The following is a 19,318-nucleotide window of genomic DNA, read 5'->3' as shown; positions in this document are numbered from 1 at the left end:
GTGGGAATATGCGCGTATCGTTGATCGTGTTAGTGCTGCTCGTCCTGGCTACGGCCGTAGCGGCGGCCGCGGCGCCGGAACAGCTTCTCCTCCTGCCGGGGACGCCCTACGCCACCGAGGTTTACGTCAGCGGCGCCGCCCCCGGCCCCGCCGTCCTCGTGATGGGCGGGGTGCACGGCAACGAGCCGGCCGGGGCGCTGGCCGCGGAGCAGGTGCGCGGGTTCGCCGTAAGCAAGGGCGCCCTTATCGTCATTCCGCGGGTGAACAAGCTTGCTCTGGCCGCCGGCATCAGGACGCTGCCGGAAATCGGCGACATCAACCGCGCCTACCCCGGCCGCGAGAGCGGCACGCCGGCCGAGCAGATCGCGGCCGCTGTCGAAGGACTCATCCGGCAATACGGCGTCACAATGCTCATCGACCTCCACGAGGCCCGCACCTTCCACCGCCTCGACCATACCTCGCTCGGGCAGATGATCCTGTTCGCCGCCAACGACCGCAGCGCCGAGCTGGCGCTCGCCGCCATCGACCATATCAACGCCCTTATCGCCGACCCGGTGAAGAAATTCGCCTTCGGCGCCCATCCCATCCCCGGCAGCGCCGCCTACCACGCCGGCGCCGCCCTCGGCCTGGCCGCCTTCACCGTGGAGACGAGCGGGCAGCAGCCCATTGAGGAGCGCGCCGCCCAGCATGTCGCCATTGTCCGCAGCCTTCTTCGCCAGGAATGGGTGGACGCACAGTGACCGGTTTCGCCGGCGAGTACCTCGCGGCGCTCGCCGTATTCCTCCTGACCGCCTGCTACTATGCGGCGGAACGGCTAAAGCACGAACGTAACCTAAACCGCATCCCCCTGCGTATCCACGTCAACGGCACGCGCGGCAAATCGTCGGTCACCCGCCTGATCGCCGCCGGTCTGAGGGCGGGAGGCCGCGTGGTCGTCGCCAAGACGACGGGCTCGGCCGCGCGGGTCATCCTGCCGGACGGCAGTGAACGGCCCCTGGCGAGGCGGGGGCCGGCCAACATTCGCGAACTCGTCCCTTTTACGGCCGAGGCTGCCGCCCTCGGGGCCGAAGCCATCGTCGTCGAGTGCATGGCCGTGAGGCCGGAGATGCAGCGCTTCGCCGAGGACAAGCTTGTCAGGGCCCATATCGGTGTCATTACCACCATCCGGCCCGACCACGAAGAAGTGACCGGTGAGGGACCGGGCGTCGCCCGCGCCCTGGCGGGCGCAATCCCCCGGCAGGGCGCGCTCGTCACCACCGCCGCCGCGCTGGATGCCCTTGCAGCCGCCGGCGTCGCTCCCGCGGGCGCGGTGCGCCTGGCAGGCCCGGACGAGCTGCCGCCGGCCTGCCTGGAGGCTTTTCCGGGCGAGGTTTTCCCTGAGAATGTCGCCCTCGCCCTGACGGCGTGCGAACTGGCCGGCGTCGACCGCGCCACCGCCCTGCGGGGCATGCAGACCGCCAGCCCCGACCCCGGCAACGTCACTGTCGGCGAATACGCGGCCGCCGGGCGGACGGTCACCCTCGTCAACGCCCTGGCCGCCAACGACCCCGAATCGACCCGTATCCTGTGGCAGCGGTACGCCGCCGGCAGGGCGTCCGTAATAATGCTCAACTGCCGCCCCGACCGCAAATACCGCACCGTCCAGCTGGCCGAGGCGCTCGCCGCCCTGCATCGCGGCCCGTACCTCGTCACCGGCGACGGCGCGTTCGCCAGGCGTCAACTCCTCAAGCAGGGCATTGCCGCCGCCGATATCCGCGTGATCGCCCGCCCGTCCAGCCCCGCCGACCTGGCTGGCGTCACGGACGGCGGAAAACTGACCGTTTTCGCGGCCGGCAACGTCCAGGGGCTGGAGAATTTCCTCAATTGCCGGACGGCAGGAGTGAACACCTGATATGCACGTACTCTTCATCGGCATCGTCGTATCGCTGCTTACCGCCGAACTTACCGGGTTTTCTCCGGGAGGCATCGTCGTGGCGGGCTACCTCGCCCTCTTCCTCGGCCACCCGGTCTGGCTCGCCGGCACGGTCGCCGCCGCGCTCGTGACGCTGGCCGCCGGCCGCCTGCTGGAAAAGCGCCTGCTCCTTTACGGCCGCCGCCAGTTCGCCGTATATATCCTTGTCGGCATGCTCGTCGGCCAGGGGGCGATGCTCGTCACCCGCGGCGGGAGCTATTTCGACTGGGGCTTGCTCGTCATCGGCTACCTCGTGCCGGGGCTGATCGCCCGCGACTTCGCCCGCCAGGGTATCGTGCCCACGCTCCTCGCCCTGGCGCTGGCCGTGGCGCTGACCGCGCTGGCCTCGCTGGCCGGGGAGGGGCTGCTATGGTGAGCCGTCCCCGCCTCGCGCTGCTGGTGCTCGCCAGCTTCCTGCTGCTCGCCTGCGCCCGGGGAACGGTCAGGCACGAGCCCGACGCCGCCCACCCCGTTATGGCCGCCGCCGTGGCTACTGCCGTCAGGGCGCAGGCGGTTGTCGGCGACCGGCTCATCGGCCCCGAATACACCGAAATAACCACCACCCTCGGCCCGCTTGCCGCCAAAAAACTGTCCCGGCACCCCGACTTCGCCGCCCTCGCCGTCCGCTACCTGCTGGCCGCCGGCGTCGGGCCGGGCGACCGGGTGGCTGTGAACTTCTCCGGCTCCTTCCCGGCCATCAACGTCGCCGTCCTCGCCGCCATCCAGGCCGTCGGCGCCGAGCCGGCGATAACCAGCTCAGTGGGTTCCTCCACCTGGGGCGCCAGCGACCCGGATTATACCTGGCTGGATATCGAGCAGACGCTCGCCGGCCAGGGGCTGTGGGCATGGCGGTCGGCGGCCGCCTCGGTCGGCGGTGTCGGCGACGTCGGCGGCGGCTTGACCCCCGAGGGCGTAGCCGCGGCCAAGGCCGCCATTAGCCGGGCGGGAGTGGCCGAAATGCGGCCCGCCGACCTCGACGAAGCGGTAGCGCTGCGCCTGGCGGTCTACCGGCGGGACGGCCAGCTGCCGGCCGCGCTCGTCAACGTCGGCGGCAGCCACGTCATTTTCGGCCGGCAAGGCCACCATTCGCCCCTCCGGCAAGCCCTCACCGCCGGCTACACCCCGCGGCGGCAGGTTGCCGATGGCCTTGCGGCCCCCTTCGTCGACAACAACCGTCCGGTAATCCACTTCCTCAACATCGGCCAACTGGCGGCCGCCAACGGCATCAAAGCCGACAATCCTCCGGGAACGAGCGCTGTGATGTACGCACGGGCCGTGCCGGCAGCCACCCGTCTGGCGATAACCGCTTGGCTGGCGGCCGCCGTCTGGGTGCTGTGGTACGGCGGGCGCAGGAAAGAGTGGTGGCGCGGGCCATGTCGCTGAAAGCGATAAATTATCCCCACATCCTTTCCGGGTTAGGCCTCATCCTCCTGGGGCTGCTGGCCCCGGCGGTCCTTAGCGTCAAGGGCTTCGGCATCTTTCCGTTGATGGAGCGCAGCCTCGTCCACGCCAGCAGCGGCGCCCTCCTCACCGCGTCCCTTAAGTTGGTTGCCCTTAACACCCTCCGCGCCCTGCCCATCTACATCGGCACGCTGCTGCTCGCCCAGGGGCTCGGCACCTTCCGCGCCGGCGCACCCCGCATCCTCCTTGTCCTGCCGCTGGCCGTCATCCCGGCGGCCTATGAGGCGATCAAGCTGATCTACGGCATCGCCTACGATTTCGGCATCCCCGCCATCAGCCTCATGCTGGCCATCCTCCTCATGAGCCGGCTGGAGAATATGACCCGCAGGGTATTCCACAAAATCCTCGTCCTCGCCCTGCTGCTGTTCGGGGTGGAGTGGCTGGACACCGTGCCCCTCCTCAGCGGCTACTGGTTCGGGCGCGGCGAGATTTCCACCGACCTGAAAAAAATCGCCGCCTTCCTGGAGGCGGAGGAAATACTCAACATCACCGGCATCGCCCTGTTCATAATCTGCACAACCAACTCCTTTATCCTTGCCCGCCTGCTGAGCGTCTACACCAAGGAGCTCAAGGTCGCCGAGCAGGTCCGCCTCGACAGCGAACTCAAGCTGCGGACGCTGGAGAACAGGTCGCTCAGGGAAATGCAGTCGCTCGTCCACGACCTCAAAACACCGCTCACCTCCATCCAGGGGCTGGCCGGGGTGCTGGCCGTCTCGGTCGCCGACGACCCTAACCGCCAGTACGCCGCGCGCATCGTCGAAGCCAGCGACAAGATGAGCAGCATGATCAGCGAAATGCTGCGCGACGATACCCGCCAGATCATCAGCGGCCGCGAAATCGTCGAATACGCCGCCGCCCACGTCCCCGGACTCAGCGGCCTGCGCAGCTTCCGCATCGAAGCCGTCGAGCCGCTGCCGGCGGTGGCGGTCAACAAGATCAAAATGTCGCGGGCGATCGTCAACCTGCTCGAAAACGCCATGGAGGCGGTCGGCGGCGACAACGGCCGGGTCGGCGTCCGGGTGTCGGCCAGGGACGGCCGGGCGGTCATCGAGATAACCGACAACGGCTCAGGCATCCCTTCCGACCAGTCGCAGCTCATCTGGGAACCGGGTTTTTCCACCAAAAACTCATCCGGGTTCGGGCTGCCTTTCGTCCGCGAGACGGTCGAAACGAACGGTGGCGCCATCGTCATCGACAGCGTGGGCGGCCAAGGCACGCGCGTAATCATCACCCTGCCGGAGGTAACGGACCATGACTGATAAAGCGATCACCATCCTCGCGATCGACGACGACCAGGACATCCTTTTTACCCTGGCGGCGATCGGCAGGACCTACGGCTGGCGGGTGATAACCGAAAACGACGGCCGGCAGGCGGCGGCGAAAGTCCGCGGCCTGAAGCCCGACATAATCCTCGTCGACTACCACATGCCCGGCCTCGACGGCCTCTCGACCGTGGACCTGATTCGCACCCACGACCACAGTGCACCGATCATCGTCCTCACCGTCGACGAGCGGCAGGAAATCGCCGACCGCTTCCTCGACGCCGGCGCGAACGACTTCGCCAACAAACCGATAAAAATCGCCGACCTTGCGGCCAGGATCAGAGTCCATATGCACATGCGGCAGCAGCAGGAGCAGTCGCCGGCGCCCTTCTGCGACAAGGGGATCAACGAAGCCACCCTGGGGTTGGTGCGGTCCTTCTGCCGCGGCGCCGCCGGCCCGTTCGCGGCCGAGGAAGTGGCCGAAGGCACCGGCCTCGCCTATCAGACCATCGTCCGCTACCTGCAGTTCCTGCAGGGCCGCAGGGAGCTCACCGCGTCGAGCAGCTACGGCAAGGTCGGCCGTCCGCGCAAGAAGTACCAGTGGATGGCGAAAATGGGGCCGTGAGAAACGGGCTGAGGCGCAAAAAGTTAAGTCCCCCGGCAGAAACGACGATAAAGAAAGTAAATGAGGCGTATTCTGTCGAGAAGGCTGGGGGCAGCAATGGAGATTTTCGCCTTACTGACCGTCGGGGCGGTCCTGTCCAACTGGTGGGCCTGGCGGCAGCGGTAAACCGCCGACGGCAACGTATTATTCAGTGCGATCGCTTTTTGCGGCTGCGCTATCCGGCTGGAATATTTCCCCGTGCGCGGGGTTATTCTATACTGGAATAGTGCGACGAACGGAGGCATCGGCATGAACGTGCGGAGCGGGCTGGAAATCGTGGAGCTGCATAAGGAATACGAAGCCAAGATGAAGGAGCTGGACGAGGCTGCGTCAAGGCTGGAAGACCTCGGCTACACCAAAACCCTGCTGCATAACCAGTTGAGCAAGCTCGGCGACGAGCTCAAAATACTCGAAACAACCCGGTTTCAGGCGCTCGACCCTGTCACCGTGCCCAAATCGACCCTCGGCGGCCACGACTACTTCGTTTCTTAATTGGCTTTACAGACCGGAACGTGTGTTCTAAAATAATAATAGGATAAATTCACACCGGACGCGCATGGGAACAGGTGTGAATTTTTTTTCCCCGCGCGCGGGAAATATCGCGGAACCGGGCGGTGAAAATATGCAGCGCTGGATAATCCACGTCGATATGGACGCCTTTTTCGCTGCCGTGGAGCAGCGGGACGACCCCGCCCTCCGCGGCCGTCCGGTCATCGTCGGCGGCGTCGGCCGGCGCGGGGTCGTTTCCACCGCTTCCTACGAAGCCCGCCGCTTCGGCGTCCATTCGGCTATGCCGATGGAAGAGGCGCGGCGCCGCTGCCCCCACGCCGTTTTTATGGCGGGCGACCACCGGAAGTACGCGCAGGTGGCGGGGGAGATACGGGACATCCTCGCCGCCTTTTCGCCGCTGGTCGAACCGCTGTCCCTCGACGAAGCCTTCCTCGACGTCTCCGGCATGGAATGGCTCTATAGCGACCCCAAGGACATCGCCACAGCCATCAAGGCGCGCATCAGGGACGAGCTGGCCCTGACCGCCTCGGCCGGTGTGGCGCCCAACAAGTTTCTCGCCAAGCTGGCGTCCGACTGGGGCAAGCCGGACGGTCTGGTGGTCGTGCGGCCGGAAGAAGTGACCGCCTTCCTGCGGTCCATGCCCATAGCCCGCCTGTGGGGGGCGGGCGAGAAAACAACCTCCTTGCTGAAGGGGATCGGCATCACCACCATCGGCCAGCTCGCCGACGCCGACGAAGCCATCCTCCGCAAGCACTTCGGCAACTCGGCCGACGACATGCGGCGGTTGGCGAGGGGTGAGGACGACCGGCCGGTGATCCCCGATCATGAGCCCAAGTCGCTCGGCAACGAGGTCACCTTCGCCGAGGACCTCCGCACGCGGGACGATATCGGTACCTGCCTGCTGGCCCTCAGCCAGAAAGTCGGCCGCCGACTGCGTCAGGCCGGCTATGCCGGGCGGACGGTTACGGTCAAGATCCGCTTCGGCTCCTTCCGTACCATCACCCGCAGCCGTACCCTCGGCGAGCCTACCCTGCTCGGCGACACCATCTACGAGACCGCCCAGGCCATCATGGCCGGCATCGAACTCACGGAAGGCGTGCGCCTCCTCGGGGTGACCCTGTCCAACCTGCAGGTCCACGGCAGTCAGATCAGCCTGTTCGCCGGCGACGACGACAAAAAACTCAAAGCCTCGGTCGCCGTCGACCGCCTCAAGGACAAATTCGGCGAAGGCGCCGTCACTCGCGGCCGCCTCATGCCGCCGAAAAAGGAAAAATAAAACAACCCTAATGGGTTGCCCAAAGATAAAAAGGCAAAAGGCCGTTCAGAAGCCCCCAGATGCAAGGCGCACCGGAGGATGGCCCGCGAAGGCGTACTTGGTTGCGTACGTCGAGTGGGCCATCCGAGGAGCAACGACGCAGATGGGGGCTTATCAACGGCCGAGAATTATATGCGCCAGGGGCGGTGGCGAAGCCGCGCCTCCAACTCCGCCGCCACCTGCTCGGGATGCAGCCCGGTGATGTTGAGCATAATAGCGCCAGGCAGGGCGTCGCCCGTCGCCTCTTCGCCGCGGTGCCCCACGCTGATGTCGGCGGATTCGAGCCCGCTATGGAAAGCGGGAACGGTCTCCGCCCGGCGGGACGAGTAGAGGACGGCGTCCACCTCGGCGCGGAAGCTGACGGCTTCCTGCAGGCTGATGACCTTGTACCCCCTGGCGGTCAGCGCTTCGGCCAGCCAGGTCGCGGGGTGCTGGAGGGCGACGGTTTTCTTCATCTCGGACCGTTCCTTCGCTGTTGATCGGCGATTGCCGCTAGTATCCCTCCGGCGGGAAAAAATATGTGGCGGCGAGGCCTATGAGGCAGGAACGGGACCGGTGTTCGCCTAAAGATTAAAACAGACTGTTTGGGGAGGCGATGAACAATGGTTAATCAAGAAAGAATGCTGGCCGAGTTTTTCGAACTGGTGAGCATCAGATGTTCGACAAGAGCCGAACGGGAAGTTGCTGACGTGGTCAAGGCCAAGCTGGCCGCTTTGGGCCTCAAGGTGGAAGAAGACGATGTCGGCGGCCGTATTGGCGGCAACTGCGGCAACGTGCTGGCCTACTTCAAAGGCAACGTCGCTGGCGCGCCGGTCCTGATGCTGAGCGCCCACCTCGACTGCGTCGAGCCCTGCGGCGGCGTCAAGCCGCAGCTCAAGGACGGGGTGATAACCTCCGGCGGCGATACCGTGCTGGGAGCCGACGACAAGTCCGGAGTGGTAGGCATCCTTGAGGCGCTGCGGATCATCCGCGAGACCGGCGCCGCCCACGGCGACATCCAGGTGGTGTTTACCGTGGCCGAGGAAGGCGGCGTCAACGGTTCCAAGAACATGAACCGCGAACTGCTGGCGGCCGACTTCGGCTATATCCTCGATTCCGGCGGCGCTCCCGGACGGATAATCAACGCCGCTCCCGGCCAGGACAGCATCAAGGTCATAATCCGCGGCAAGACCGCCCACGCCGGCGTGGCCCCCGAAGAGGGCATCAACGCCATCGTCGTGGCCGGCAAGGCCATGGCCGAGCTGCGCCAGGGGCGGATCGACGACGAGACGACCGCCAATGTCGGCATCATCAAGGGCGGCCAGGCCACCAACATCGTGCCCGACTACGTCGAGATCGCCTGCGAGGCCCGCAGCCGCAACAAAGCGAAGCTCGCCGCCCAGACTAAGCACATGGTCGAAACCTTCGAGCGGGTGGCCGCGGCCAACGGCGCCAAAGCGGAAATCACCGTCAAGACCGCCTACGACCCCTATGTGCTGACCGCCGACATGCCGGTGGCCGCATTGGCCCGCCAGGCGGCGGAAAGCATCGGCCTGACCCCCGTTTTCGAAGCCACCGGCGGCGGCAGCGACGCCAACTTCTTCAACGCCTTCGGCGTACCGTCGGCCGTGCTGGCGACCGGCATGTCCAAGGTGCACACGACAGCCGAATTCATCAAGGAGGCCGACCTTTACAAGACGGCCGAGCTTGTCGTAGCGATCATCAAAGAGGCTGCCAAGGTCAAGAAACAGTAATATTAGAACAGCCGTAAAGTATCGGCACAAAAAGCCCTGGCGGGATATCCCGCCAGGGCTTTTACTAATATTCTCCCGTATCCTCGCCGGTGACGTAGAACACCGCCCGCCCTTTGGCCACCAGCGTATTTTCGCCGTTCACGACATCGACCTCGGCGTGGAGGAGCTTGCGGCCTTCGTGCACCAGGCGGGCCTCGGCCGTGAGGCTGTCGTCGGTCGTCACCGGCAGGAAGTAATTGACCGCCGTCTCCACCGTGACGACGCGCACCTTGAGGGTGCGGAGGGCGATGCCGGCCGCCATGTCCACGAGGGCGGCGATGACCCCGCCGTGGGTCATGCCGTACGAATTGGCGAACTCCGCCCGCATCGGCACGGTGAGGAGCGAACGGCCGCGGGCCGTTTCGACGACGACGGCGTCGAGAAAACGGATGAAGGGTACGGTCATGAAGTGCTGTTTGATGAATTCCGGCCAGTTATCCATGTCCGGCTTTCCTCCTTTTGGTGTGCCGGCCTTAGGCGGCGTTGTCAAAGCACTCCCTGGCGGCGGAGCAGCCGGCAGAGGCTGTGGAGCAGGCGCGCGTAACCGCCGGCGGTGCCCAAAAGGGCGGCTTTAACCTTCCGCTCCAGCGGCGCCTGGGTCTTGGGGTCGGAGAGGTACATGGCCAGCAGGCCGTGCACGACCGTCGACGCGAAGCCCGGCTGGGCCAGGCGGCCAGCGCCGTCCAGCGCCTGGCGCCAGAAATGGGTGAGACGGGCGACGATTTCGTCCGGACTCTCATAGTAGGCGACGAAGTTAAGATCGCCGTGGCAGCGGTCTTCGGCAAGATCGATGAAGTAGTCGAGGAGAATATGAAGGCCGCATATCCACGGGAAATAAGCGGCGCAGGTTGTCTCCGCCTCGTTGGCGGTCAGGTCGGGGTCGGACGCCAGCGCGCACAGCATGAACATCCCGAGGGTCGAGCCGGTCGCGGCGGCGAATTCCCACAGCGTCACGCCGGGATAATCCGCCAGGTGCCGTCCGCCCCAGGCGCGCATCTTATCCTCCCGCACCGCTGGGTCGAGGTGCTTGTATATCTGCAGCTCGCTATAGAGAGCGGCCAGCCTGAGCGCGGCCGGCTTCACCAGGCCGTACTTCGGCAGGCGCGCCGTCTCCTCGCGGCAAGCCGCCACAAGAGCGGCGAGGTAGCCGCCGTCGGCCTTCAGCGGGTAGCTGCCGTAATAATCGCGGGTTTCGCCGTCAGGGTCGAGAGCGTCGGTCATCGCCAGGTGGAGTTGGCGGAAGGCCGCCTCATCCGCGATCCCGGCCCGGTCGCACAGGTTGTCGAGATAATCGCTGATCGTCTGCAGGGCGACGACCAGCCGGACGAAGCGGCCGGCATCCACGCCGGGGTAGAGGCTGTAGATGGCGCCCCCCTGGCAGTGGAACCGCTTATCCCTGATGCTGGCAAGCGCCTGGGCGGCCAGTTCCGGCTCGGCGTCCGCGGCTCGCCGCCGCCAGCCGGCCAGTTCGCCGTCCACGAGCGGGAATGCCTGGCTGACGAAGCGCCTGATAAGATTAAGGCTATTGGCCGTAGACAAAAGCGAAGGCATTGTTCCTCCTGAAAAGCGGGGCTATTGAAGCGCGGACGGCATCTGCTGCCAGACGATCTCGGCGCCGAATTCCTTCTTGAACCATTTGCGGTGTCTTTCCGCTTCCTGAATCTCGATCGCCGCCCCCTGCCTGCCCACCGTCATAAGCAGGTTGGCGGTCTTGGGCTTCAGGCTGGCCGTCAGCTTGGTCACCACCCCCATCTGGGTTGTGTCGAGGCATTCGGCCAAGCCCAGCAGCAGCGCCATCTTGCGGGCTTTCTGCCAGTCGGTGTCATCGAGAAACTCCGAATACAGGCGGTTGCGCATATATTTGGCGGTCGGGCCCTCGTGCCAGCCCGCCACCACCGCCGTAAGCATCTGTTCGCGGTGGGTGAGGCCGAACAGGCGGGCGTTCTCCACCAGGTAGGCGCTATGACGCGGATGGTCGTAATAATTTATCGTTATGCCGATATCGTGCAGCAGGGCCGCCACTTTCAGCAGCAGGCGGTCGCGGTCGTCGAGCTTGTGCAGGTCCTGCCAGCCGTCGAACATCGCCTCGGCCAGCTCGGCGACGTGATAAGCGTGCGGGGCGTTGCCCTTGTAGAAGAGCAGCATGTTATTAGTGCTGTGCAGGAGAATGTTGGCGATAACTTCCGGCTGGCCGGTGCGGGCGAGATAATGGCGGAGGAAGAGACCTTCCCGCAGGCCGCAGCCGCTAACAATCAGACGGTTGGCGCGGGTATGGTCGAACAGGCACTTGACGATGGTGGAGCCGGCGGTGATGATGTCGGCCCGCTCGCTGCTCAGCCCGGGGATTTTAAGCCGCTGCTTATAGTCGGCCAGCGTCAGGCCCCGCCACAGATCGGTGAGCGAAATGTCGCCGAGGCGGTAATTGTGAACCTTGTTGAAGGGGTAGTTCTTCCGTTTCTGGTCCATCTTGGCGATATTGCGGGCCGTTCCCCCCACGCCGACGAGCGGCAGACTGACGTCCTTGAGCCACGGGTTTTTTTCCAAATGGTGCATAATATAGCTGCGAAGCTTTTCCAACTGGAGATCGGTGATCCTGTCCTGGGTACCGAACTGTTCGGTCAGGTTGACGGCGCCGAAAGGCAGGCTGACGACCTTCTGCGGCTTGCGGCCGCGGATGAGCGTCAGCTCCGTGCTGCCGCCGCCCAGATCAAAAATGACGGCGTCCTCGACATCGATGGTGTTGATGACCCCTATGTAGCCGATATGCGCTTCGGTATGACCGGTGATCGATTCGAGGCGAATGCCCGTTTCCGACTCGATCAGCTCGATAAGCATCAGGCCGTTCTTGGCGCTCCTCACCGCCGCCGTGGCCACGGCCAGCGTCTTGTCGACCTTGAACAGCAGGCACATGTGGGCAAATATCCGCATCGTCTCAACCGCCCGCCCGACAGCGTCCGGGCGGAGAGTGTGCGACTTGCCCATCCCCTCGCTTAGCCGCACCGTTTCTTTCTGATGATAGACGAGGTTATAGGCGCCGTTGGCGTAAATATGCATGACAATAAGGCGGGCGGAGTTCGAACCAAGGTCGATGATGGCGATTCTTTCCGTCATTATCTATCACTCCCCACCATAGTATTCGGCTTTTTTTGCAAAAACCTTGCCGGCGCCGGGAAAAAACAATTGCGGCTGAATTGACAGACTTTTACGGCAAATTAACATAGTCTTAATCTCGGGAAAGAGGAGTTTGATCGTTGTACTGTCGAAACCTTTACCGATAAGCTTGTGGAGGAATGTCACAATGTCCAACTTTTTCGGCGTTATGCACGTCGGTTCGGAGCAGGTCAGCCTGCAGATAGTCGAATATACCTCTTTGGGAGACATGAGAATCGTCGAGCGGGCCAGCTCCCAAGTCACCATGGGCGAGGAAACCTTCAAGACCGGCAGGATCAGCTTCGCCACCGTCCGGGAACTGTGCGAGCTCCTCAGGGGCTACCGGCGCATCCTCCAGGAATACGGCGTCAAGGACTACCGGCTGCTCGCCACCACCGCCATCCGCGAAGCCGATAACCAGCAGTACATCATCGACCAGATAAAGCTGAAGACGGGGCTGACCGTGGAGGTCGTCGACATGCTCCAGGAGATGTACCACAAGTACATCGCCCTGTTCCGCGCCATCGAAGCCGAAGGTCTGGCGGCCGAGCAGGAGGGCATCCTGTTCGTCGACATATCCTCCGGCGGACTGTCCTTCACCCTGTACGAGGCCGGCGTCCTCCGGTACCAGCAGAACATCCACATCGGCGCGCTGCGCATCAAGGAAAGCTTCGAGCGGTACCAGCGCGATTCGGCCCATTTCTACCAGGCGCTGACCGAATACATTTACAGCACCATCGACCTCGTCGAACTCGAACTCAACCAGCACAAGATCAAGTATCTTGTGCTGTCGGGCGTCGAAACCGGGCTGCTGCTCAAAATGCTGGGACGGGACGAGGCCGCCAAGCTGACCTATGTCGGCATTGACGACTTCCTCGCGCTTTACGACCGCGTCAAGCAGCTCAACCTTCCCCAGCTCATGCAGGCCTTCAATCTGTCGGAAAGCCGGGCGGAGATGGTTCTGCCCACCATCGTGCTGTACCAGCAGATCCTTGCCCTGAGCAACGTCACTCAGATCGTCGTTTCCGGCGCCCAGTTCGGCGACGGTATCACCATCTCCCATATCGCCGAAAAATCGCACGACAAGTGGCTGGAAGTCATCGAAAAGCAGATCGTCAGCTTCGCCCACACCCTCGGCAACAAATACAAACGCGACATAGGGCACGCCGCCAGCGTCGAAAGCACCGCACTGCTGCTTTTCGACCGCATGGTAAAGCACCACGGGCTCGGCAAGCGCGAGCGCTTCCTGCTCAAGATCGCCGCCATCCTGCACGACATCGGTAAATACGTCAGCCTGCGGCGCCATTATTTTTACTCCTACCGCCTCATCATCTCCTCGGACATCATCGGCTTCTCCGAGGAGGAACGGGCGCTGATGGCCAATATTGCCTACTATCACTCCAAAGGCACGCCCTCCCTCAGCGACGCCAACTTCGCCGCCCTGACGCCGAACCAGCGGATAACGCTCGCCAAGCTCGCGGCCATCATCAGAGTGGCCGACGCGGTCGACCGCAGCCATATGCAGAAAGCTACCATCCGCGACATATCCCTGAGCGGCGAGGAAGTCGTCATCACCGTGTCCGCCGACCAGGACATATCGCTGGAGGAATGGACCTTCATCGACAAAGCCGACTTCTTCGAGAACGTCTTCGGCATCAGGCCGATTCTGGTGAGGCAGGGGGAAGAACGCCGTGTTCGATAAACACGAATACTTCTTCAACCGCGAGCTGAGCTGGCTGAAGTTCAACCTCCGCGTTCTGCGCGAGGCCCAGGACAAGCGCAACCCCCTCCTGGAAAGGGTGCGTTTCATCGGCATCACCGGCTCAAACCTTGACGAATTCTATATGATCCGCGTGGCCGGTCTCCGGCGGCAGCTCGAAAACGGCATCAACAAACTCGACGCCGCCGGGCTGACGGTGGACGAACAACTGCGTCAGATATCGCTGGCGACGAGGGAACTGGTTAAAAAGAAATACAACTATCTGCGGGTGCTGAGGCGGGAAATGGAAAAAGAGGACATCTTTTTCGCTCCCGTCGACGAATTGCCCGAGAAGAACCGCGCCTGGACGGAGCGCTACTTCCACAATACCATCTATCCCGTCCTCACGCCGCTGGCCGTCGACTCCAGCCACCCCTTCCCCTTCCTGCTCAACCGCAGCCTCAACCTGGCTGTCGAACTGCGGCAGGGAAGCGAGGCCAAGACAGCCGTCATCCAGGTGCCCAGCGTGCTGCCCAGGATCGTCGAGACCCCGGCGAGCGGCCGGAAACGGCGGTTCGTCTTCCTCGAAGAGATCATCAAAGCCTACTGCGGCGAACTCTTTCACGGCTACACCGTCAAGGATGTCACCCCGTTCCGCATCACCCGCAACGCCGACCTCGACATCGACGAAGAAGACGCCGACGATCTCCTCGCCGAGGTTCAGAAATCGCTCCGCCAGCGCAAACGCGGCCAGACGGTGCGCCTGGAGATCGCCAGGACGGCCAACCGCACGCTGCGGGAATTCCTCGTCGACAGCCTCAAGATCGGCGAACAGGACGTGTTCGAGATCCGCGGCCCGATCGACACCAGCTATTTCATGCGCTTCGCCGACTTGCCGGGGTGCAGCCGGATGCGTTACGAGCCCTTCACCCCCGCCGTGCCTGCCGACCTCGTCGGCGAAGAAGACCTCTTCGCCGCCATCCGTCAGCGCGACGTTCTCCTCCACCACCCGTACGAATCGTTCGCCCCCGTGGTGGAGTTCATCCGTAGGGCAGCCACCGATCCGCAGGTACTGGCGATAAAGCAGACGCTGTACCGGGTGGGAGGCGATTCCCCCATCGTCGCCGCGCTGGCCCAGGCGGCCGAGAACGGCAAGCAGGTGACCGTGCTTGTCGAGCTGAAGGCGCGGTTCGACGAGGAAAACAACATCCTCTGGGCTCGCCGGCTCGAAGAGGCCGGCTGCCACGTCATCTACGGCCTTGTCGGCCTCAAGACCCACGCCAAGATCGCTCTGGTCGTCAGAAAAGAGACGTCCGGCATCAAACGTTATGTGCATATGGGCACAGGCAACTACAACGACGCCACCGCCAGAGTATACACCGACCTGGGGCTTTTTACCGCCAACGACCAGTTCGGGGCCGACGCCTCCGCCTTCTTCAACGTCATCTCCGGCTACTCCGATCCGCCGGTGTGGAACAAGCTCGCCGTCGCGCCCATCGGCCTGCGGCAGAAATTCGGCGACCTGATCGACCGGGAGATAGGCTTCGCCCGCGCCGGCAAACCGGCCCGCATCGTTGCCAAAATCAACTCCCTCGTCGAAAAGGAAATCGTCCGCAAACTCTACGAGGCATCCCACGCCGGGGTCAAAATCGACCTGATCGTCCGCGGCATCTGCCAGCTCAAACCCGGCATCCCCGGCGTCAGCGAAACAATCACCGTCAGGAGCATCGTCGGCCGGTTCCTCGAACACAGCCGCATATTCCTGTTCGCCAACGGCGGCGACGAACGCATATTTCTCTCCAGCGCCGACTGGATGTTCCGCAACCTCAGCGAACGGGTCGAGCTCCTCTTTCCGGTCGATTCCCCAGCCCACGTGGAGCGCATCACGGGCATCATCGACCTCCTGCTGCAGGACAACCAAAAAGCCTACATCATGAGGAACGACGGCAACTACCGCCGCGCCGACAAGCGGTCCAAGGCCGTGAGCTGCCAGGCCGAATTTCTCCATCAGGCCCGCCAAGCCGCGCTGCGGGACGAACTGCCGCTCGAGAAGCGGCTCAAGCCCGCCTACCGCCGCAACGTGTAGAGTATCCACCGTTTCGGCCCATAACCCCTTGACGGGTCCAGCCGCACCACGTATACTATATTGTAACATATGTATAATGTATACAATGGTTTGATGGAAGTGCGCCTAGGGTTCCGGCCGCTCCGGCGGCGTCAGGTCCAAGCGGCGCAAGACCCTGCGACAGGGTCGACACCGTGGGTATAAAATACCCCAGCGGAAAGTTCCACAGGGAATTTTCGCTGGGGTTTTACTATTTTCGGAACACAGGAGTGTAGCGGGCATGGCTCAATTCTCTCTCCCCTTCGGCGACGGTACGGTGGCGATCTCACTGCCGGCCGCGCGGCAAATCCAGGTGGTGGACGGCAAACCGGCGCCGGCAGTGGCCGACGTGGCCGCCGCCGTGCGTCAGGCGCTCGCCCGTCCTATCGGCGCGCCGCCTCTCGGCGAATTGGTGGCGGCCGGCGAACGGGTGGCCGTCGTAGCCAGCGACCTGACCCGCGGCAGCCTGCGGCATGACCTGTTCCTGCCTGTGCTGCTCGACGAACTCAACACCGCCGGCGTCCCCGACAACGACATCACGCTCGTCGTCGCCCTGGGGGCCCACCGTCGCCATACTCATGAGGAAAACGTCGCCACCTACGGCCGGGAAACGGTCGGCCGCGTCCATATCGAGCAAAGTTTCGCCCAGGACGAGGCCGAATTCGTCCGCATCGGCGCCACCTCCCGCGGGGTCACGGCCAGAATCAGCCGCCACGTCGCCGCCGCCGACAAAGTCATCCTCACCGGCGGCATCGCCTACCATCCCATGGCGGGCTTCGCGGGCGGCCGGAAAAGCGTCGTGCCGGGGGTGGCGAGCTACGGCACCATCCAAGCCAATCATCGCTTCTGCCTGAACGACACGGCCGGCGGCGGCGTCAACCCCCTGTGCGGCAGCGGTCTGCTGGCCGGCAACCCACTGCACGAAGACCAGATGGAAATAGCCGCCCTGCTTGCGCCCGCCTTCCTGCTCAACGTCATCCCCGCGCCCGGCGGCGGCCACGCCGGCTTCGTGGCCGGCCACTGGCGCGCCGCGTGGGAAGAGGGCTGCCGGCAGGTGGCCGCCATTTACGGCGTGCCTGTCCGCGCGCGGACCGACCTTGTCGTTGCCTCGGCCGGCGGCTATCCCAAGGACATCAACTTCTATCAGGCCACCAAAGCCACCGAGAACGCGCTCGCGGCCTGCAAAGAGGACGGCGTCGTCATCGCCTTCATGGAATGCCGCAATATCGCCGAACCGCCCGACTTCAGCGGCTGGTTCGACATATCCTCGCTCTTCGACCGGGAACGGGCGCTGAGGGAACGATTTACCGTGCCGGGCTACGTGGCCTTGAAAACCGGCTTCGACGCCCGGCGTATCCAACATATAATCGTTACCCGGCCCGAAAACCGGGCTTTTATCGAAAAAGCGGGCATGACGCCGGCGGCCGACTTCGCCGCCGCCCTGGCGCTCGCCGAAGCCCGCATCGGGCGCGACGGCTACACCGCCACCGTCATGCCCCACGCCGCCGACACCCTGCCGCTGCCGGCCGGGTGACCCGTGCGACCGAAAAAGCAGGAGGGATTGAATTGTTCTGGAATAAACCGATAGAAACCATGAATCGCCCTGAGCTCGCCGCCGTGCAGACGACCAGACTGCGCGACACCATCGACAGAGTCTACCGCCAGGTGCCATTCTTCCGCAGCCGCATGCAGGCGGCCGGTCTGTTGCCCGAAGACATCGCCAGCCTCGAAGACCTTGCGCGGCTGCCGTTTACCACCAAGCAGGACATGCGCGACAACTACCCGTACGGCCTGTTCGCCGTGCCGCTCGCCGAAATCGTCCGCATCCACGCCTCCAGCGGCACCACCGGCAAACCGACTGTCGTCGGCTACACCAAGCGCGACATCGGCATCTGGTCGGAAGTCATGGCCCGCACGCTGACCGCGGCCGGCGCCAACCGCCAGTCCTTCATCCAGGTAGCCTACGGCTACGGCCTCTTCACCGGCGGCCTGGGCGTCCACTACGGCGCCGAGCTCGTCGGCGCATCGGTCATCCCCGTTTCCAGTGGCAACACCGCCCGCCAGATAATGCTCATGAAGGACTTCGGCACCACCCTGCTGGCCTGCACTCCCTCCTACGCCCTGTACATCGCCGAGACCCTCGGCGAGATGGGCCTCGAACCCAAAGATCTCTCCCTCCGCGCCGGCGTCTTCGGAGCCGAGCCGTGGTCGGAGCGGATGCGCAAAGAAATCGAAGAGCGGCTGGCCATCAAGGCCATCGACATCTACGGCCTCAGCGAGATCATCGGGCCGGGCGTCGCCAGCGAGTGCGAGTGCCAGGACGGCCTCCACATCAACGAAGACCACTTCTACCCCGAAATCATCAACCCCCAGACCGGCGAGACGCTGCCGGACGGGGAAAAGGGCGAACTGGTGCTGACCACCATCACCAAAGAAGGCATGCCCATGATCCGCTACCGCACCCGCGACCTGACCGTGCTGACCCACAAGCCGTGCGCCTGCGGCCGCACGCTCGTCCGCATGGGCAAGGTGCTGGGCCGCAGCGACGACATGCTCATCATCCGCGGCGTCAACGTCTTTCCCTCCCAGGTGGAAACGGTGCTCCTCGGCCTTGGCGAGACCTCGCCCTACTACCAGCTCATCGTCGACCGCGAAGACAATCTCGACAAACTCACCGTCCTCGTCGAGGTCACCGAGTCGATGTTCTCCGACGAGGTCCGCAGGCTGGAAACGCTCGAGCACAAAATCGAAGCCGCCCTGGGCAGCGTGCTCGGCGTGACCGCCCAGGTCCGGCTGGTGGGACCCAAGAGCATCGAGCGCAGCGAAGGCAAAGCCAAACGCGTAATCGACAACCGCAAACTGTAAAGGGGGAGCGACAAGCATGATCATCAAGCAAATCTCGGTTTTCCTCGAGAACAAGCCGGGGACACTGGCAGAGGTGCTGTCCGTGCTGGACCGCCACAACATCAATCTCCGGGCCATGTCGGTGGCCGACACCGCCGACTTTGGCATCCTCAGGCTGGTGGTCAACGAACCCGACAAAGTCGAACAGGCCCTCAAGGGTGCAAGCCTTGCCGTCAAGACGACGCCGGTGCTGGCCATGAAGGTTTCCGACAAGCCGGGCGGGCTGCTCGCCGAAGTGAAAAAACTGACCACCGCCGGCATCAACATCGAGTATGTCTATGCTTTTGCCGCCCCGGCCGCCGAGGAGGCGCGGGTCGTACTGAAGGTCGACGATCTCGCCAAGGCCGAGAAGGTCCTAAAAGGCGACAAGGCCGCCGAAGGCGGCGAGGGGCCGAACTTCTACTGGTGAGAGGCATTGCCGCGAGCCGCGACAACCATATTTAATACAGCTGAGGGGGGCCGACGAGCCCTCCTTTATTTCTTGCATAGAGGATGCTTATGTACCCATAATGGATTTTGATGCAGA

General features: G+C 63.9%; 19 protein-coding genes. 14 read left to right on the top strand and 5 right to left on the bottom strand.

Annotated features, from left to right (window positions below; translation table 11 throughout):
• Positions 1-8 precede the first annotated feature (8 nt).
• The 8 genes from RIN56_14330 (at position 9) to RIN56_14295 (ending at position 7,124) form a co-directional block, all read left to right on the top strand.
• A complete protein-coding gene (locus tag RIN56_14330; GenBank protein ID MDR7867973.1) occupies positions 9-740 on the top strand; it encodes a succinylglutamate desuccinylase/aspartoacylase family protein in 732 nt (243 codons plus the stop codon).
• Complete coding sequence (gene pgsB / locus RIN56_14325; protein ID MDR7867972.1) at positions 737-1,891, top strand: poly-gamma-glutamate synthase PgsB; 1,155 nt, start codon at positions 737-739, stop codon at positions 1,889-1,891. Before RIN56_14330 ends, pgsB begins: the two co-directional genes overlap by 4 nt.
• Before the next feature lies 1 nt (position 1,892).
• Positions 1,893-2,327, top strand: a complete 435-nt coding sequence (gene pgsC, locus RIN56_14320; GenBank protein ID MDR7867971.1) for a poly-gamma-glutamate biosynthesis protein PgsC — start codon at positions 1,893-1,895, stop codon at positions 2,325-2,327.
• A complete protein-coding gene (pgsW, locus tag RIN56_14315; GenBank protein MDR7867970.1) occupies positions 2,321-3,334 on the top strand; it encodes a poly-gamma-glutamate system protein in 1,014 nt (337 codons plus the stop codon). The genes pgsC and pgsW overlap by 7 nt, the downstream gene beginning before the upstream one ends.
• Positions 3,325-4,671, top strand: a complete 1,347-nt coding sequence (locus RIN56_14310; GenBank protein ID MDR7867969.1) for a HAMP domain-containing sensor histidine kinase — start codon at positions 3,325-3,327, stop codon at positions 4,669-4,671. Before pgsW ends, RIN56_14310 begins: the two co-directional genes overlap by 10 nt.
• On the top strand, positions 4,664-5,299 hold the full coding sequence (locus RIN56_14305) for a response regulator (GenBank protein ID MDR7867968.1): 636 nt from the start codon (positions 4,664-4,666) through the stop codon (positions 5,297-5,299). The genes RIN56_14310 and RIN56_14305 overlap by 8 nt, the downstream gene beginning before the upstream one ends.
• A 288-nt stretch (positions 5,300-5,587) precedes the next feature.
• Positions 5,588-5,830, top strand: coding sequence for a hypothetical protein (locus RIN56_14300; GenBank protein MDR7867967.1), 243 nt, complete (start codon positions 5,588-5,590; stop codon positions 5,828-5,830).
• Positions 5,831-5,960: 130 nt separating this feature from the next.
• Entirely contained in the window at positions 5,961-7,124 is a 1,164-nt protein-coding gene (locus RIN56_14295) for a DNA polymerase IV (protein ID MDR7867966.1), read from the top strand.
• A gap of 167 nt (positions 7,125-7,291) precedes the next feature.
• On the opposite strand, the gene RIN56_14290 is transcribed toward RIN56_14295, so the two are convergent.
• Positions 7,292-7,618: a hypothetical protein gene (locus RIN56_14290; GenBank protein MDR7867965.1), complete on the bottom strand. Its 327-nt coding sequence runs from the start codon at positions 7,616-7,618 to the stop codon at positions 7,292-7,294.
• A 147-nt stretch (positions 7,619-7,765) separates the two neighbouring features.
• On the opposite strand from RIN56_14290, the gene RIN56_14285 reads away from it, so the two are divergent.
• Positions 7,766-8,896 carry a M20/M25/M40 family metallo-hydrolase gene (locus tag RIN56_14285; GenBank protein ID MDR7867964.1) on the top strand — a complete coding sequence of 377 codons (1,131 nt, stop codon included), beginning with the start codon at positions 7,766-7,768 and terminating at the stop codon, positions 8,894-8,896.
• Between the two features lie 64 nt (positions 8,897-8,960).
• On the opposite strand, the gene RIN56_14280 is transcribed toward RIN56_14285, so the two are convergent.
• The 4 genes from RIN56_14280 to RIN56_14265 are packed head-to-tail and all read right to left on the bottom strand — an operon-like array spanning position 8,961 to position 12,241.
• A complete protein-coding gene (locus RIN56_14280; protein MDR7867963.1) occupies positions 8,961-9,377 on the bottom strand; it encodes a PaaI family thioesterase in 417 nt (138 codons plus the stop codon).
• 44 nt (positions 9,378-9,421) lie between these two features.
• A complete protein-coding gene (locus RIN56_14275; GenBank protein MDR7867962.1) occupies positions 9,422-10,486 on the bottom strand; it encodes a tetraprenyl-beta-curcumene synthase family protein in 1,065 nt (354 codons plus the stop codon).
• A 21-nt stretch (positions 10,487-10,507) separates the two neighbouring features.
• On the bottom strand, positions 10,508-12,046 hold the full coding sequence (locus RIN56_14270) for a Ppx/GppA phosphatase family protein (protein ID MDR7867961.1): 1,539 nt from the start codon (positions 12,044-12,046) through the stop codon (positions 10,508-10,510).
• A 6-nt stretch (positions 12,047-12,052) separates the two neighbouring features.
• On the bottom strand, positions 12,053-12,241 hold the full coding sequence (locus tag RIN56_14265; protein ID MDR7867960.1) for a hypothetical protein: 189 nt from the start codon (positions 12,239-12,241) through the stop codon (positions 12,053-12,055).
• On the opposite strand from RIN56_14265, the gene RIN56_14260 reads away from it, so the two are divergent.
• The 5 genes from RIN56_14260 (at position 12,234) to RIN56_14240 (ending at position 19,201) form a co-directional block, all read left to right on the top strand.
• Positions 12,234-13,787 carry an HD domain-containing protein gene (locus RIN56_14260; protein ID MDR7867959.1) on the top strand — a complete coding sequence of 518 codons (1,554 nt, stop codon included), beginning with the start codon at positions 12,234-12,236 and terminating at the stop codon, positions 13,785-13,787. The genes RIN56_14265 and RIN56_14260 overlap by 8 nt on opposite strands.
• Positions 13,777-15,870, top strand: a complete 2,094-nt coding sequence (locus RIN56_14255) for an RNA degradosome polyphosphate kinase (GenBank protein ID MDR7867958.1) — start codon at positions 13,777-13,779, stop codon at positions 15,868-15,870. Before RIN56_14260 ends, RIN56_14255 begins: the two co-directional genes overlap by 11 nt.
• Before the next feature lie 259 nt (positions 15,871-16,129).
• The gene (gene larA, locus RIN56_14250) at positions 16,130-17,422 is read left to right on the top strand and encodes a nickel-dependent lactate racemase (GenBank protein ID MDR7867957.1); all 1,293 of its coding nucleotides are present in this window, start codon (positions 16,130-16,132) and stop codon (positions 17,420-17,422) included.
• Between the two features lie 32 nt (positions 17,423-17,454).
• Positions 17,455-18,753 carry a phenylacetate--CoA ligase gene (locus RIN56_14245; GenBank protein MDR7867956.1) on the top strand — a complete coding sequence of 433 codons (1,299 nt, stop codon included), beginning with the start codon at positions 17,455-17,457 and terminating at the stop codon, positions 18,751-18,753.
• Between the two features lie 16 nt (positions 18,754-18,769).
• Entirely contained in the window at positions 18,770-19,201 is a 432-nt protein-coding gene (locus tag RIN56_14240; protein MDR7867955.1) for an ACT domain-containing protein, read from the top strand.
• Positions 19,202-19,318: the final 117 nt, after the last annotated feature.

The organism is Sporomusaceae bacterium, from assembly GCA_031460455.1.
Lineage (GTDB): Bacteria > Bacillota > Negativicutes > Sporomusales > UBA7701 > Anaeroselena.
This window is presented reverse-complemented; position numbering and strand designations above follow the sequence as displayed.

What these genes read in the sequence shown, in the direction of transcription:
- RIN56_14330 (MDR7867973.1), top strand. Translation starts at nt 9, where the DNA reads ATGCGCGTATCGTTGATCGTGTTAGTGCTGCTCGTCCTGGCTACGGCC.
- pgsC (MDR7867971.1), top strand. Translation starts at nt 1,893, where the DNA reads ATGCACGTACTCTTCATCGGCATCGTCGTATCGCTGCTTACCGCCGAA.
- pgsW (MDR7867970.1), top strand. Translation starts at nt 2,321, where the DNA reads ATGGTGAGCCGTCCCCGCCTCGCGCTGCTGGTGCTCGCCAGCTTCCTG.
- RIN56_14310 (MDR7867969.1), top strand. Translation starts at nt 3,325, where the DNA reads ATGTCGCTGAAAGCGATAAATTATCCCCACATCCTTTCCGGGTTAGGC.
- RIN56_14305 (MDR7867968.1), top strand. Translation starts at nt 4,664, where the DNA reads ATGACTGATAAAGCGATCACCATCCTCGCGATCGACGACGACCAGGAC.
- RIN56_14300 (MDR7867967.1), top strand. Translation starts at nt 5,588, where the DNA reads ATGAACGTGCGGAGCGGGCTGGAAATCGTGGAGCTGCATAAGGAATAC.
- RIN56_14295 (MDR7867966.1), top strand. Translation starts at nt 5,961, where the DNA reads ATGCAGCGCTGGATAATCCACGTCGATATGGACGCCTTTTTCGCTGCC.
- RIN56_14290 (MDR7867965.1), bottom strand. Translation starts at nt 7,618, where the DNA reads ATGAAGAAAACCGTCGCCCTCCAGCACCCCGCGACCTGGCTGGCCGAA.
- RIN56_14285 (MDR7867964.1), top strand. Translation starts at nt 7,766, where the DNA reads ATGGTTAATCAAGAAAGAATGCTGGCCGAGTTTTTCGAACTGGTGAGC.
- RIN56_14280 (MDR7867963.1), bottom strand. Translation starts at nt 9,377, where the DNA reads ATGGATAACTGGCCGGAATTCATCAAACAGCACTTCATGACCGTACCC.
- RIN56_14275 (MDR7867962.1), bottom strand. Translation starts at nt 10,486, where the DNA reads ATGCCTTCGCTTTTGTCTACGGCCAATAGCCTTAATCTTATCAGGCGC.
- RIN56_14270 (MDR7867961.1), bottom strand. Translation starts at nt 12,046, where the DNA reads ATGACGGAAAGAATCGCCATCATCGACCTTGGTTCGAACTCCGCCCGC.
- RIN56_14260 (MDR7867959.1), top strand. Translation starts at nt 12,234, where the DNA reads ATGTCCAACTTTTTCGGCGTTATGCACGTCGGTTCGGAGCAGGTCAGC.
- larA (MDR7867957.1), top strand. Translation starts at nt 16,130, where the DNA reads ATGGCTCAATTCTCTCTCCCCTTCGGCGACGGTACGGTGGCGATCTCA.
- RIN56_14240 (MDR7867955.1), top strand. Translation starts at nt 18,770, where the DNA reads ATGATCATCAAGCAAATCTCGGTTTTCCTCGAGAACAAGCCGGGGACA.